11 protein-coding genes are annotated in these 13,391 nt (G+C 65.7%); 5 read left to right on the plus strand and 6 right to left on the minus strand.

Annotation, left to right across the window (positions count from 1 at the left end; genetic code table 11):
* Nucleotides 1-137: 137 nt before the first annotated feature.
* Both M1D40_RS16485 and M1D40_RS16490 read right to left on the minus strand, forming a co-directional pair.
* Entirely contained in the window at nucleotides 138-476 is a 339-nt protein-coding gene (locus M1D40_RS16485) for a bifunctional 3-phenylpropionate/cinnamic acid dioxygenase ferredoxin subunit (RefSeq protein WP_341395134.1), read from the minus strand.
* A gap of 84 nt (nucleotides 477-560) precedes the next feature.
* On the minus strand, nucleotides 561-998 hold the full coding sequence (locus M1D40_RS16490; RefSeq protein ID WP_341395133.1) for a MarR family winged helix-turn-helix transcriptional regulator: 438 nt from the start codon (nucleotides 996-998) through the stop codon (nucleotides 561-563).
* Nucleotides 999-1,258: 260 nt separating this feature from the next.
* Here M1D40_RS16490 and M1D40_RS16495 point away from each other — a divergent pair, with 260 nt between their 5' ends.
* The 4 genes from M1D40_RS16495 to M1D40_RS16510 all read left to right on the plus strand — a co-directional run bounded on the left by M1D40_RS16495 (nucleotide 1,259) and on the right by M1D40_RS16510 (nucleotide 6,637).
* Entirely contained in the window at nucleotides 1,259-3,232 is a 1,974-nt protein-coding gene (locus tag M1D40_RS16495; RefSeq protein WP_461169514.1) for an acyl-CoA dehydrogenase family protein, read from the plus strand.
* 223 nt (nucleotides 3,233-3,455) lie between these two features.
* Complete coding sequence (locus M1D40_RS16500) at nucleotides 3,456-4,238, plus strand: SDR family oxidoreductase (RefSeq protein WP_461169515.1); 783 nt, start codon at nucleotides 3,456-3,458, stop codon at nucleotides 4,236-4,238.
* Nucleotides 4,239-4,255: 17 nt separating this feature from the next.
* Nucleotides 4,256-5,515 (plus strand): acyl-CoA dehydrogenase family protein, encoded by a 1,260-nt coding sequence (locus tag M1D40_RS16505; protein WP_461169516.1) that lies wholly within the window; start codon nucleotides 4,256-4,258, stop codon nucleotides 5,513-5,515.
* Nucleotides 5,516-5,518: 3 nt separating this feature from the next.
* Nucleotides 5,519-6,637 (plus strand): phosphotransferase family protein, encoded by a 1,119-nt coding sequence (locus M1D40_RS16510; RefSeq protein ID WP_461169517.1) that lies wholly within the window; start codon nucleotides 5,519-5,521, stop codon nucleotides 6,635-6,637.
* Here the strand turns inward: M1D40_RS16510 and M1D40_RS16515 are convergent.
* The 3 genes from M1D40_RS16515 to M1D40_RS16525 all read right to left on the minus strand — a co-directional run bounded on the left by M1D40_RS16515 (nucleotide 6,634) and on the right by M1D40_RS16525 (nucleotide 9,407).
* A complete protein-coding gene (locus tag M1D40_RS16515; RefSeq protein ID WP_461169518.1) occupies nucleotides 6,634-7,668 on the minus strand; it encodes an NAD(P)-dependent alcohol dehydrogenase in 1,035 nt (344 codons plus the stop codon). The genes M1D40_RS16510 and M1D40_RS16515 overlap by 4 nt on opposite strands.
* A gap of 231 nt (nucleotides 7,669-7,899) precedes the next feature.
* Nucleotides 7,900-8,010 carry an MFS transporter small subunit gene (locus tag M1D40_RS16520; RefSeq protein WP_445818925.1) on the minus strand — a complete coding sequence of 37 codons (111 nt, stop codon included), beginning with the start codon at nucleotides 8,008-8,010 and terminating at the stop codon, nucleotides 7,900-7,902.
* Entirely contained in the window at nucleotides 8,007-9,407 is a 1,401-nt protein-coding gene (locus tag M1D40_RS16525) for an OFA family MFS transporter (protein ID WP_461169519.1), read from the minus strand. Before M1D40_RS16525 ends, M1D40_RS16520 begins: the two co-directional genes overlap by 4 nt.
* Nucleotides 9,408-9,737: 330 nt before the next feature.
* On the opposite strand from M1D40_RS16525, the gene M1D40_RS16530 reads away from it, so the two are divergent.
* A complete protein-coding gene (locus M1D40_RS16530) occupies nucleotides 9,738-12,617 on the plus strand; it encodes a beta strand repeat-containing protein (protein ID WP_461169520.1) in 2,880 nt (959 codons plus the stop codon).
* 124 nt (nucleotides 12,618-12,741) lie between these two features.
* Here M1D40_RS16530 and M1D40_RS16535 read toward each other — a convergent pair whose 3' ends face one another.
* A complete protein-coding gene (locus M1D40_RS16535; protein ID WP_461169521.1) occupies nucleotides 12,742-13,374 on the minus strand; it encodes a dihydrofolate reductase family protein in 633 nt (210 codons plus the stop codon).
* Between the last annotated feature and the right edge of the window lie 17 nt (nucleotides 13,375-13,391).

Genomic DNA, 13,391 nt, shown 5'->3' on the forward strand with positions numbered 1-13,391 from the left:
CGTCCGGGAAGCCGGACAAAAGTAAGGGTACCCTACCCTTGCCCTAATTAGGCAACATGAGTCTTGCGTATTCCTCCGCAAAGCCCCGACACGCCCCGAGATCATCCCCGGAGCCGGCCAAAGACCAGGAGCGCGAACTACTCGGGGGCTTCCCCGGGGTAGAGGTACACCTCTCCGCCGCGCACCTCGACCCGGTGCGCTTTGGCGTTTACCAGCGCGGGAAGGCAGAGCGCTTCGCCCGTCCGGAGGCAGAACCTGGCCGAGTGAATGGGACATTCCACCTCGGTATCCTCGATCCACCCCTCCGACAGGGATGCCTCTTCATGCGTGCAGGTGTCGTTAAGGGCGTAGAAACCCCCGTTGTCGCTGTGGAAAACCGCAATGTCATCTGCGGTGCCGGCCACCTCGGCGTCGACCTTCAGCGCAGTTCCTTCGTCAATCTCATCCGCAGCAGCAACTCGAATGCCTTCGCTCATTTTTTACCCTCTTCCGGCCGGGGCCGTGATGTCTTAGTGGACTACTCATCACGTTACCTCGGGCCGGGGAAGCCCTGCTGCCGGCTACAGCGACGCCGACGCTCCGGCCCTGTGAACTTCCAGCTCCCGGATCAGGCTAACAAGCTCCCGGCGGAGTTCGGGTCTGATGTCGGCACTGAATCCCGTGCGTTCAATGTCATCGGCCTGCCTCAGCATCCGGCGCCCGTAATCGGAGATGCCCACCATCCGGCGCGCAGCTCCCTCGGCGCTCGGCGGCAACTCAGCCACGAGCCCCTGACGCGACATGGCCACCAGTGAGGTTCCCAGCGTCTGTGCCGTAACCCTCAACCGGCGGGCCAGCTCCGCCCGCTTCATCGGCCCCTCCGACACCAGCACGCGCAGCACTGTCACGCGCTCCTGCGTCAGCCCCACTTCCCGCAGCCGGTTATCCACCTCGCGCCGCACAAGCCGGGCCGCCGTGGACAGCAATCGGACCGCTTCCCAATCCCCCTCGTTCTGCATCAGCCTGCTTCCCTGTATCCATCGCCCCTTGAAGAGGTCTGCGGTTAGCATCGGAAATAATCAGTGTGCTTACCATTCCAACGCTATAGGGGGGGCACTTGTCAAGAATTCTCGTCTTGGTGCCAGTTACGGCAGCTCCATTTTCACCCCGCCCTCACCCGCCGCCCCAGCACCCTTTCTGCAGACGCCGGCGGAGCGTAGGCTGGGGCGGCACAACCAACGGAGGCTGTCTGGTGCAGCCCGGACCGAGGGGAACTGCCATGAGCACAAAGGACCTGCCGGATGCCCGCACCACCGGAGACGACGGCGTCCGGGAGGTCAAGGAGCGCGTGGTCACCGCACAGGATGCCCGGGCGCTGGCCGAGGACTCCCGGATAGCCGAGGACCGGCGGCCCAGCTTTGCCAAGGGCATTTACATGGGCAGCTACAACTTGGACCTCATCCGCCCGCAGCCCGCGGATCCCGAAGCGGCGATCCGGGAGCGCGACTTCCTGGACCAGCTGGAGACGTACTGCGCCACTTTGGACGGCCGGCTCATCGAACGCACCGGCATGATTCCCGACGAGTACCTCCGCGGCCTGACCGAGCTGGGCGTATTCGGAATGAAGATCCCGCGCCAGTACAGCGGCCTTGGCCTGTCCCTGCTCGCCTACGGACGGGCACTGATGCTTCTGGGATCCGTGCACCCCAGCCTCGGCGCGCTGGTTTCCGCGCACCTGTCCATCGGCGTACCCGAGCCGGTCAAGGTTTTTGGAACCGCAGCGCAGAAGGACGAGTATTTGCCGCGCTGCGCCACCGGCGCGATATCGGCCTTTCTGCTGACCGAACCCGACGTCGGTTCCGACCCGGCGCGGATGCGGGCCACCGCGGTGCCCTCCGAGGACGGCAGCGAATACGTGCTGGACGGAGTGAAACTCTGGACCACCAACGGCGTGATCGCGGAACTGGTGGTGGTCATGGCAGCCGTGCCGCCGCACGGAACGGAAAAGGGCGGGATCAGCGCCTTCGTGGTTGAGATGGATTCACCGGGGATTACCGTGGAGAACCGGAACAATTTCATGGGCCTGCGCGGGATCGAAAACGGCGTCACCAGGCTCCGCGGAGTCCGGGTCCCGGCAGCGAACCGGCTGGGCCGGGAGGGGCAGGGGCTGAAGATCGCCCTGACCACCCTGAACACCGGCCGCCTCTCCATTCCCGCCCTGTGTGCGGCCTCGGCCAAATGGTCGGTGAAGATTGCCCGCGGCTGGACCGGAACCCGGGAGCAGTGGGGGCGGCCGATCGGGCAGCATGAAGCCGTCGCCAAAAAGGTGGCCTTTATCGCCGCCACCGCTTTCGCACTGGAGAGCGTCTTTGAACTGTCGGCCAGCATGGCCGACGGCGGAACCAAGGACATCCGGATCGAAGCCGCCCTCGCCAAGCTGTGGGCCTCCGAGATGGCCTACCGGGTCGGCGACGAATTGGTGCAGATCCGCGGCGGCCGGGGCTTTGAAACGGCGGACTCGCTGGCGGCGCGGGGCGAGCGGGCGGTGCCTGCGGAGCAGCAGCTGCGCGACCTGCGGATCAACAGGGTTTTTGAAGGCAGCACCGAAATCATGCATCTGCTGATCGCCCGCGAGGCCGTTGACGCCCATCTCAAGGCCGCCGGCGATCTTGCCGTCGCCGACGCCACGCTGGGCAGGAAGGCCCTGGCCGCCGTGAAAGCCAGCGGCTTCTACGGCCGCTGGCTTCCCACCCTGGCTGCCGGACGCGGTTCGGTGCCTACCGCATATGCGGAGTTCGGCCCGCTCGCCGTGTACCTGCGCTACGCAGACCGCGCTTCCCGCCGGCTGGCCCGGTCCACCTTCTACGGCATGGCCCGGTGGCAGGCAGGGCTGGAGCACCACCAAGTGTTCCTGGGCCGGATCGTGGACATCGGCGCGGAGCTGTTCGCAATCTCCGCCGTATGCATGCGCGCTGAAACCATGCGCCGGAACAACCCGGTCGAAGGTGCCCCGGCCTATGAACTGGCCAAGGCATTCTGCGCCCAGTCCCGCGCGCGGACCGACACACTCTTCGAGGACCTGTGGCGGAACTCGGATGCCGAGGACCGCCGGCTTGCCAAGGGGGTCCTGGCGGGACGCTACACCTGGCTGGAGAAGGGGGTCCTGGACCAGTCCGAAGGAACCGGGCCCTGGATTTCGGAGTGGGCAAACGGCCCAGATGCCGGAGAGAACCTGCACCGCCGGTACCGCTAGACTCCCAAGGCTCTCCCCCCGGCTCTCCCCCGACTCTCCGTCGGCTCCCCGTCGTCGAGCTCCCCTGGGCGGCCCGCCTCCCCGTTGGCAGGCCGCCCGCCGGCGTGCCGTGTGACGCTTGACACACTCTTGGTACTGCACGAGACTTGTCTTAGCGCGGATCATACCAAGCGGTTGCTTGGTCTCATGACGCAGCGCACCAGGCAATGACAGAGGAGTTCGCGTGCAGGAAAATACCGTCCAGGTCCGCCGGCTGGAGGGCAAAACGGCCATAGTCACCGGAGCCAGCCGCGGGATCGGCCTTGCCGTTGCCCGGCGTCTCGCCGCAGAAGGCGCCCGGGTCTGTATTACGGCCCGCAAGCCCGGCCCGCTGGAGGAGGCGGCAGCGTCCTTCCCGGAAGGCTCCATCCTGGCTCTTGCCGGAAGGTCGGACGACGCCGTGCACCGCGCAGAAGTCCTCGATGCCGTGGCCGGGGTCTTCGGACGGCTGGATATCCTGGTCAACAATGCCGGTATCAACCCGGTGTACGGCCCGCTGATGGATCTGGAACCTGAAGCCGCCCGAAAGATCATGGACGTGAACCTCTACGGCACGCTCGGCTGGGTTCAGGATGCCTATCACCATGCCAAACTCGATTTTGCCGGCCGGGGCGGCTCCGTCATCAATCTGTCTTCCGTCAGCGCGCAGACCCCCTCGCCGGGCATCAGCTTCTACGGAATCAGCAAGGCAGCCATTGAGCAGCTCACCCGGTCGCTGGCAGTGGAGCTGGGGCCCGCCATCCGCGTCAACGCCCTCGCACCCGCCGTCGTCAAGACACAGTTTGCGCGCGCACTTTACGAAGGCAGGGAGGAACAGGTAGCCGCGGCCTATCCCCTCGGCCGGCTTGGGACCCCGGACGACGTGGCTGCCGCCGCGGCTTTCCTGGCGTCCGAGGACGCAGCCTGGATCACCGGCCAGATCCTGAACCTCGACGGCGGCCTGCTGGCTGCCGGCGGCAACGCCTGAGCAGCGAAGGACACTCCATGAACACCCTGCCCTCCGAGGTCGAGGATCTGCGCATCCGCGCCCGGGACTTCATCCGCTCTGTGGTTATCCCCGCGGAACCTTGGCCCGGCGGGCGGCTGGACGAGGACGTCCTCCGCCGGCTGCGCTCCGCCGCAAAGGACGCCGGCGTCTACGCGCCGCACGCCCAGAAGGAATACGGCGGCCAGGGCCTGCCGCTTCGGTTCTGGTCGCCGATCTTCCAGGAAGCCGGCTACTCCCTGATCGGGCCGACCGTCCTGAACTGCCAGGCACCCGATGAAGGCAACATGCACATGCTTGAACTGATCGGCACCCCGGCGCAGAAGGAGCAGTATCTGCGCCCCCTGGTGTCCGGGGAAGCCAGATCCTGTTTCGGGATGACGGAACCTCATCCGGGAGCCGGATCAGATCCGGCCGCGCTGCAGTCCTCAGCGGCGAAGGTGGACGGCGGCTGGGTCATTAACGGCCACAAACGCTTCACCAGCGGTGCCAACAACGCCGCCTTCTGCATCGCCATGGTTCGCACACCGGCCCTCGGTGCATCCGCTCCGGGCGGCGCCGCCCCCGCGGGGGCCACCATGCTCCTTGTGGACATGGACACCCCCGGAGTGCGAATCGGCGAGCAGATTTCCACCATGGACCGCGCCATTGGCGGCGGCCACCCGCATGTGCATTTCGAGGACGTGTTTGTGCCCGACGCCGCCGTCCTGGGAACGCCGGGCCAGGGATTCCGGTACGCGCAGGTGCGCCTCGGCCCGGCCCGGCTGACCCACTGCATGCGCTGGCTCGGCCTCGCCCGGCGGGCCATGGACATTGCCCTGGACCGGACGAACACCAGGGAGATTTTCGGCTCGGCCATGCACGAGCTGGGGATAGCCCAGGACATGCTGGCGCTGAACGTGATGGATCTGGAAACATCCGATGCCATCATCACCAAGACCGCCCTGCTGCTGGATACCGATCCCAAGGCCGGTTCCGCCCTGTCCTCGGTGGCCAAAGCGCACACGTCCGAAGCCGTCTACCGGGTGATCGACCGTTCGCTGCAGCTGTGCGGCGGCGACGGCGTCTCCGACCGGCTGCCGCTGGCGTCCTACCTCAACGAGGTGCGTGCCTTCCGCATCTACGACGGCTCCAATGAAACGCACAAATGGGCGATTGCCCGCAGGGCCTCGGCCGCCCGCCGGCGAGCGGTGGAGGAAGGCGCCCCGTTCCAGGCCGATGTTGACGGCACACCCTCCTACAGCGCAGCGGAGGCATAGAACATGGCAACAGGCACAACGGCGCTGCTCTCCGTACCCGACGGCACCGAGGTGGTGTCCACCAGGGCCGAGGCTGACGCGATGGCCTCACCCCCACTGCTCGTCCTCGATGCGGTGACGGCATTTCTGGACGCCCACAACCTTGGCTCGGGGCCGCTGTCCTGGGCGCAAATCGGTGACGGGCAGTCGAACATTACGTACCGCATCCAGCGCGGCAGCGACGTGTTCGTACTCCGGCGCGGCCCGCGGCCCCCGCTGCCGCCCTCCACACACGACATGGTCCGCGAAGCACGGATCCAGCAGATCCTGAAGACCCGCGGCGTTCCAGTCCCGGCCATCCTGGCGGTGTGCGAGGACGAATCGGTGCTCGGTGTGCCGTTCTACGTCATGACGTATCTGGACGGCCTCGTTATTACCAACACCATCCCGGCGGCTTTGGGCTCTGCGGAACAGCGGCTGGCAACCAGCAACGCCGTCGTCGACACCCTGGTGCAGCTGCATCAGGTGGGCGTGACGGCTGGTGACCTTGCCTCATTTGGCCGCCCGGAGGGCTACCTGCGCCGGCAGGTGGAACGGTTTTCCGCTCTGTGGGACATCAACACCACGCGTTCCCTTCCCGACGTCGCCGTTCTGGGCCGATGGCTGGCCGACAACCTGCCGGACAGCCAGCAGGCGTCCGTTCTCCACGGCGATTACCGCCCCGGAAACCTGATGTTCCACCGCGGCGCACCGGCGCGGGTGGCCGCCGTCCTGGACTGGGAAATGGCCGCCGTAGGCGACCCGCTCGCAGACCTGGGCTACCTGACGGCTACCTACGCCGAGCCGGGCAGCCCGCCGAGTCCGCTGGAGCTGACCGCCGTCACCCGCAGCCCGGGGTATCTGCGGCGCGATGACGTTATTGCGCGGTACCAGTCGCAGACCGGCCTGTCACTCGATGCCCTCCCCTGGTATCAGGCCCTGGCCCTGTGGAAGGCATCGATCTTCTGCGAAGCCATCTACACCCGGTGGCTCAAGGGCGAGCGGCCCCACGACACACTGTTCGCCCCGTCCATGGAGGCCGGCGTGCCGCAGCTCCTGGCCCAGGCCCGGGTGTTCGCGGGCCTGTCCCCCGCCGCCGGCTAGGGGACGATGACCGCACGCCCGATGATGCTGTTGTTTTTCAGTTTCTCGTACGCCTTGGGCGCATCGTCCAGGGAATAGACCTCGGTGTGCACGTTGATCCCGCTGGAGCGGGCCAGATCGAGAACTTCAATCAGTTCCGGCCGGCTTCCCCAGTACGGCGAGCGGATCGTGGCCTCCAAAGCTCCGGACATGAACCCTACGGGAAGCACGCCGGCGCCGACCCCGAGCAGCACTTGGTCGCCCTGCGTGCGGATCATGGCTTTGCCCAGATCCATCGTGGCCTGGTTCGCCACAAAGTCGAACACCGCGTTGACCCCCTCGCCGTGGGTCAGGTCCCGCACCAGATCAACGGTCCCGGGTTCGGAGGGGAATGTGTACTGCGCACCCACGTCCGAGGCAAGGTTCAGCTTGTCCTCGCTGATGTCGAGCGCCACGACTGTCGCCGGAGTCATGGCCCGTAGGAGCTGGACGGCGACATGACCCAGGCCGCCGACGCCGATGACCACGCAGGTGGCACCGGCATGCAGCTTGTCCAGGGATCCTTTGATCCCGTGGTACGGGGTGAGGCCCGCATCCGTCAGCGACACGTTCTGCACGGGATCGAGGTCCCCCAGCGGCACCAGGTGCCTGGGGTCGTCCACGATCATGTACTCGGCCATCGCTCCGGGCGCTCCCAGGCCCGGAGGCATGATGCCGAACTTGGCCGCATTCGTGCAGTAGTTTTCGTTCCCCTTGGAGCACTCGTAACAACGGCCGCAGCCCCAGGGGCCGTACACCGCCACGGAAGTTCCCAGCTCCAGGTGCTCCACGCCGTCGCCCAGCTTATCCACCAGCCCTGCGCCCTCATGCCCCAAAGTCAGCGGGAGTCCGTACACGTACTGGTCCTCGGGAAGACTCATGATGAACTCATCCGAATGGCAGACGCCTGCGGCGGTCACCTTGATGCGGACCTGCCCGGGCCCGGGCTCCGGAGTGTCAATCTCGACTACTTCCGGCGGGGCACCAATCGTGCGGTACTGAAGGGCCTTCATGGCAAACTCCTGCTCTCCGTGCCGGAGACACTGGTCCGACCGGTGTGGGTGGATGGCTGTGGCGCTTTAATCGTTGCACTCATCAGTTGGTTGCACAGCCCCCGCACCACCTGCCCGGCTTCTGGACTGCGGGGTTGGCTGGACTACGGGGCTGGCTGGACTACGGGGTCGGCTGGACTACGGGGCTGGCGGAGCGGGAGGCTCCGGCTTTGGGCCCGCAGGGCACAGTCATCAGCCAAACAGGGCCGCCGCCCGGGAGAGGGTCTGGAAGACGCCGTATCCCAGCGGCACGCCCACCAGCAGCCAGCTCACCGCTACCCGTACATTCGTGGATTTCTTCATTTGTGCTCATCCTCCAATTCGGTTGCGGTCTCCGGATCGGTTTTTGCCTGCGGTTCGTGGTGCTTCGCATCCACCGGGCGGACCAGCAGGTTGGCGATAAAACCGATGACCAGGAGGGCGACCATTGTCAGCAGCGCCGGCTGATATGCGCCGGCGTCCAGTTCCCCGGGAGTTCCCTGGGCATCCAGGAAGGAGTTCACGATCAGCGGCCCGGCAATGCCGGCGGCGGACCAGGCCGTCAGCAGGCGGCCGTGAATGGCGCCCACCTGATAGGTGCCGAAGAGGTCCCGCAGATAGGCCGGCACCGTGGCGAAGCCTCCGCCGTAAAACGACAGGATCACGAAGGCCAGCAGGACGTAAAGGATTGTTGAGACGTTTCCGAACAGAGCCAGCATCAGATACAGCACCGCTCCGGCGCCCAGGTAGACCATGTAGATGCGTTTGCGGCCGATCACGTCCGAGGTCGCGGACCAGACAAAGCGTCCGCCCATGTTGCCGATCGAGAGCAGCCCCACGAAGCCGCCGGCCACCGCGGCGCTGACCAGCGAGACGCCGTCGGGCTGGCGGAAGAAGTCCTGGATCATCGGCGCGGCCTGTTCCAGGATGCCGATGCCCGCCGTCACGTTGCAGAAAAGGACAATCCACACCAGCCAGAACTGACGGGTCTTAATGGCGTTGGCAGCCGAGACGTGATTGGTAGTGACTAGGGATTTGCTTGCCACTGCGGCCGGATCGAATCCCTCGGGGCGCCAGCCGTCCGCAGGAACCTTAATGGTCCATGCGCCATAGAGCATATAAACGAGATAGACCGCTGCGAGAGTGAGGAACAGCTTGCCCACTGCCTGTCCTGCCTCGCCTCCCGCGGTGCCAAAGTCGGGATCGTAGAAGGTCAGCAGCGCCGAGGAGAGCGGGCTGGCGATCAGCGCACCGCCGCCGAAGCCCATGATGGCCATTCCGGTGGCCAGGCCGGGCCTGTCGGGGAACCACTTGATCAGGGTGGAGACCGGAGAAATGTAGCCGATGCCGAGTCCGATGCCGCCAATCACTCCGTAGCCGAGGTAAAGGAGCCATAGCTGGTCAGTGAAAATTCCGGCGGCGCCAACAAGGAAGCCGCCCGTCCAGAAAACCGCGGAAACAAACATCGCTTTGCGCGGGCCGTTGCGGTCCACCCAGGTTCCCATGACCGCGGCAGAGAGACCCAGCATCACGATGGCGACCGAAAAAATGATGCCGATCTGCGTCAGGCTGGCGTCAAAATGTTCCACCAGCGCGTTCTTGTACACGCTCGTGGCATAGACCTGGCCGATACAGAGGTGGACCGCCAATGCTGCGGGCGGGATTAGCCAGCGGTTGAAACCGGGCGGTGCGATGGTGTTTTCACGGTCAAGCCAGCTCATCCATAACTCCCTGGTCCATGGTGAAGCGCCTGCAAACTGCCATTGCCGCCAGCATTCACCATGGCGCCGCAGTCGTCATCCGGACACGCCGGGGCCATTAACTGAATTTCGCCGCGACCGCAACCTACTCGCGGGTAACTTATTTTCTAAAATCCTTGCTTTGTTACCGACCAGTAAGTTAGATGTAACAGACATCACACTTATGTCGGGGGAATTCGTCATCAGAGCAGAGGCGCTTTCGGTCCGGCACCACTGAGAGCGGGAGCCCACCGGCGCCCCTCGCACCCAGCCGGTCGCGGGACCGGACTATGACCAGAAAAAGGAATTTCAATGACGAGTTCTCCGTCCGGCCGGGCTGGATCCCGGCCGCATACTCTCCTGACAGCTCTTCTAGCTTTGTTCCTCATACTCCTTCTCGCCTTTTTTGTTCTTTTCAGCAGCCGCGTTGCAGCCGGAGCCAGCCAGCTCAGCGAGGGCGCCGCGAAGGCGTCCACAGGCGCGGGTGACCTGAGGGACGGGGCGGCCAAGGCCCGCGACGGCGCGGACAAGGTTGCGGCCGGCAGCGAAAAGGTCGACGCCGGAGCGAACACGCTGGCCAAGGGCATTGCCTCCGCCAAAACCGGTGCGACATCGCTGAAGGACGGCGCGGTTTCCCTGGACGAGGGCGCCTTGAAGCTGCAGACCGGCGCCGATTCCGCATCCGAGGGTGCGCTCAAACTCGCCACCGGTGCAGGAACGGCCAATGCCGGTGCCGGTCAGCTTGCCACCGGCGGCATCCAGCTCCGCGACGGGGCAGTGCGGGCCTCCGACGGCGCCGGCCAGCTTGCTGTCGGCTCCGGGGACTTGAACACGGGCGCGCTGAGTGCCGCCGAAGGTGCCAAGACGCTGAACGCCGGTGCGGGACAGCTTAACGACGGAGGACTGGCCCTTCGGAACGGTGCCGATCAAATCGCCGGCGGAGCGAAGGAGCTGAACGACGGCGGTCTCAAGCTCCGGGACGGCTCGAAGGCTGCCCACGAGGGCGCCGGCAAGCTTGCCGCTGGTGCCGGAGTACTGCGGTCCGGAGCCAATGATGCGAAAGCCGGAGCGGACTTGCTGAACACCGGAGCCGGAAGCGCCAAGACCGGCGCCGATCAGATCTCTGCCGGAGCAGGCGAGCTTGCTGTCGGAGCGAATGGGCTCAACGACGGCAGCACTGCTCTTGCCGCGGGCGCCCAGAACGCCGACGCCGGAGCACAGCAGATTGCCGCCGGAACCGGTGAGCTGAAGACCGGCGCCGACACGGCGAAGGCTGGAGCATCACAGGTAGCCGCCGGTGCTGCCGGCGTAAATGCCGGCGTCTCCAAGCTGGCCAAGGGTGCCGGAGACCTTCGGATCGGTGCTGCCACGCTTCACGAGGGGACCGGAGCTGCAGTTCAGGGCACCAAGGACCTCGTGGCCGGCGCCAACCGGGTCAACGCCGGTGCCGAGCAGCTGGGGGACGGCGTCAACGATGCTGCTGCCGGCTCTGCTGAACTCGCCACCGGTGCACGGAACCTCTCGAACGGCATCAATGCCCTGGTCAACGGCGGGCCGCAGCTTTCAGAGGGGGCTTTGGCGCTTTCCGCCGGAATTCCACTGGTAAACGGCGGCGCAGCCGGGCTTACCCTGGGCGCCGACACGGTGGCCACGGGTGCAGGAAATGCTTCAGCGGCCGCTGCCGACATGGTGGCAAAGCTGCAGGCGCTGCAGAATGACGCCGCGGCCCTCACCGATGCTGAACTCCAGGAACGCCTTGCCGCCGTCACGGCGCAGGCCGTCGGCACCAGAGACGGTGTAGACACCATCGCTGCAGGAGCCACGAACTTCAGCAACAGCTACAACACCCAGCTCAAGGACGGGCTGGAAACCGTCCGGGCCGGCGCTGTCACTGCCGGCGCCGGGGCAACAGCCCTTGCCGCAGGCGTCCCGTTGGTCAAGGACGGCGGTGTGCAGGTTGCTGACGGAGCAGAAGCACTCAACGGTGGAATCCTGACGATCAAGGCCGGTTTCGACGGTCAGGGAACTGCTGAAGAACCGGGTCTGCGCAACGGTGCGGCAGGAGTTGCCGGCGGTGCCGCAGCTCTTGCAGAAGGAGCCCTGAAACTTCAGGGCGGCGCCCAGCAGGTCCTGGACGGAACGGACAGCCTGGAGAGCGGAATTGGCGAACTGGCTGCCGGAACCGGTGCCTTGGAAACCGGCTCCAGCACTCTGGCGGCCGGCAATGAAAAGCTCGCCTCCGGTGCCGGAGACCTGAAGACCGGTGCTGCAACCCTGGCCGCAGGCACCCCGGCTCTTGCCGCCGGCGCCGACCAGATTGCCGCAGGTGCAGGAAAGCTCAACGCCGGAGCCGGAGAACTTTCCACCGGCGCATCGGATCTGTCCACCGGTCTCGCTACGCTGCGTGCCGGAGCCGGAGATCTGGCCAAGGGCAACGAGGCCATCGCCGAAGGCGCCGGGCAGCTCAACGCCGGAGCCTCCGAATTGGCCACCGGCACACAGGCACTGGAAGTTGGTGCCGGCCAGCTGGCAACCGGAGCGGGAACGCTCAACATCGGAGCGGTGACTCTCTCTGCGGGAGCCGGAGAGCTTTCCGCCGGGCTCGGTACGCTGCGTGCCGGTGCGGGAACCCTGGCCACGGGCAATACCGCCATCGCCGAAGGCGCCGGCAAGCTCAACACAGGTGCCTCCGAATTGGCTGCCAAGACTCCCGATCTGGTAACCGGTGCAGCAAAGCTTGCCACCGGCGCCCAGACGCTCTCCACCGGCCTCGGCACGCTGGAAGCCGGAGCAGCAACCCTCGCGGACGGAAATGACCAGCTCGCGACCGGCGCCACCACACTGTCGGAAGGCACCAGCAAACTCGTCACGGGCAGCGGCAGCCTTGCCGAAGGCGTCGTGAAGCTCGACGACGGCGGCAAGACGCTCACCACCGGAACGAGTGACCTGAAGGAAGGCGCAACGGAGCTGGCCGACGGCAACAAGAAGCTGGCCGAAGGCACCGAGACGCTCGACGGCGGCAACGGGGAAATCTCCGAAGGTGCAGACACCATGCGGGCCAGCACCTCGGCCATGACTCCCGGTGAGATTGTCACTTCTCCGAAGGTCCTGGCAGTGCTCATCCCGCTGCTCCTTCTGATGGTTCCCCTGGTCATGCTGATCAGCGGGCGCTCACGCAGGACGCAGTACTAGCCGGCAGCGGCACCAGCAGCAAAGATGAAGGGCGGAACCGCAGCAGCGGTTCCGCCCTTCATCTTTCCTGCTCTTCATCTTTACTGCTCTTCCTCTACACGGAGAGACGGCGTTTCCTCAGCGGTCAAGTGTTCCTACCGGTCCGCCCGTGCCCGTGCCCGTGGTCCGCGGTACCAAAAGCAATGGGTTGCAGACGCAGGTGCAGGGCTCCGCTGTCCAGGGTCTCGGATTCAATGAGGCGGAACCCCGACGGCACGGCCCCCGTATCAAAGAGACGCTTGCCCCCTCCGACCACTACGGGAAATACGAGCAGCCGGTACTCATCCACCAGCCCTGCGTCGTGAAGCGCACGGGCAAGCCGGTAGCTGCCGTGGACCTGCACTTCCCCGCTGCGTTCCCTCAGCCCCGCCACGGCCGGCAACAGGTCTCCCGCCAACACCTTGGTGTTATGCCACGTTGGGTTAACCACAGTCGACGACACCAGATACTTGGGCAAATGGTTGAAGGCGTAGGCCACCGGATCCTCCGGATCGGTGACAAGTTCCCAAAAGGGTTGCAGCATCTCGTAGGTGCCCCGCCCGAGAAGCAGCGAGTCGCCCTTGGCGAACCATCCGGTGACCGTTTGGCTCACGTCCGTCGTCATATGCGGCACCAGCCATCCGCCGCGCTCAAACCCGCCGGATATGTCCTCGTCTGCTGCACCCGGAGCCTGCATCACCCCGTCCAGGCTCAGGAACATGTTGAGGGATAGTGTCATGGCGCCAATTTACGCCG

It is taken from the genome of Arthrobacter sp. Z1-15, from assembly GCF_054792395.1.

Bases quoted from the DNA above. Each gene is read 5' to 3' on its own strand.
- M1D40_RS16485 (WP_341395134.1), bottom strand. From the start codon at position 476: ATGAGCGAAGGCATTCGAGTTGCTGCTGCGGATGAGATTGACGAAGGA.
- M1D40_RS16490 (WP_341395133.1), bottom strand. From the start codon at position 998: ATGCAGAACGAGGGGGATTGGGAAGCGGTCCGATTGCTGTCCACGGCG.
- M1D40_RS16495 (WP_461169514.1), top strand. From the start codon at position 1,259: ATGAGCACAAAGGACCTGCCGGATGCCCGCACCACCGGAGACGACGGC.
- M1D40_RS16505 (WP_461169516.1), top strand. From the start codon at position 4,256: ATGAACACCCTGCCCTCCGAGGTCGAGGATCTGCGCATCCGCGCCCGG.
- M1D40_RS16510 (WP_461169517.1), top strand. From the start codon at position 5,519: ATGGCAACAGGCACAACGGCGCTGCTCTCCGTACCCGACGGCACCGAG.
- M1D40_RS16515 (WP_461169518.1), bottom strand. From the start codon at position 7,668: ATGAAGGCCCTTCAGTACCGCACGATTGGTGCCCCGCCGGAAGTAGTC.
- M1D40_RS16520 (WP_445818925.1), bottom strand. From the start codon at position 8,010: ATGAAGAAATCCACGAATGTACGGGTAGCGGTGAGCTGGCTGCTGGTG.
- M1D40_RS16525 (WP_461169519.1), bottom strand. From the start codon at position 9,407: ATGAGCTGGCTTGACCGTGAAAACACCATCGCACCGCCCGGTTTCAAC.
- M1D40_RS16530 (WP_461169520.1), top strand. From the start codon at position 9,738: ATGACGAGTTCTCCGTCCGGCCGGGCTGGATCCCGGCCGCATACTCTC.
- M1D40_RS16535 (WP_461169521.1), bottom strand. From the start codon at position 13,374: ATGACACTATCCCTCAACATGTTCCTGAGCCTGGACGGGGTGATGCAG.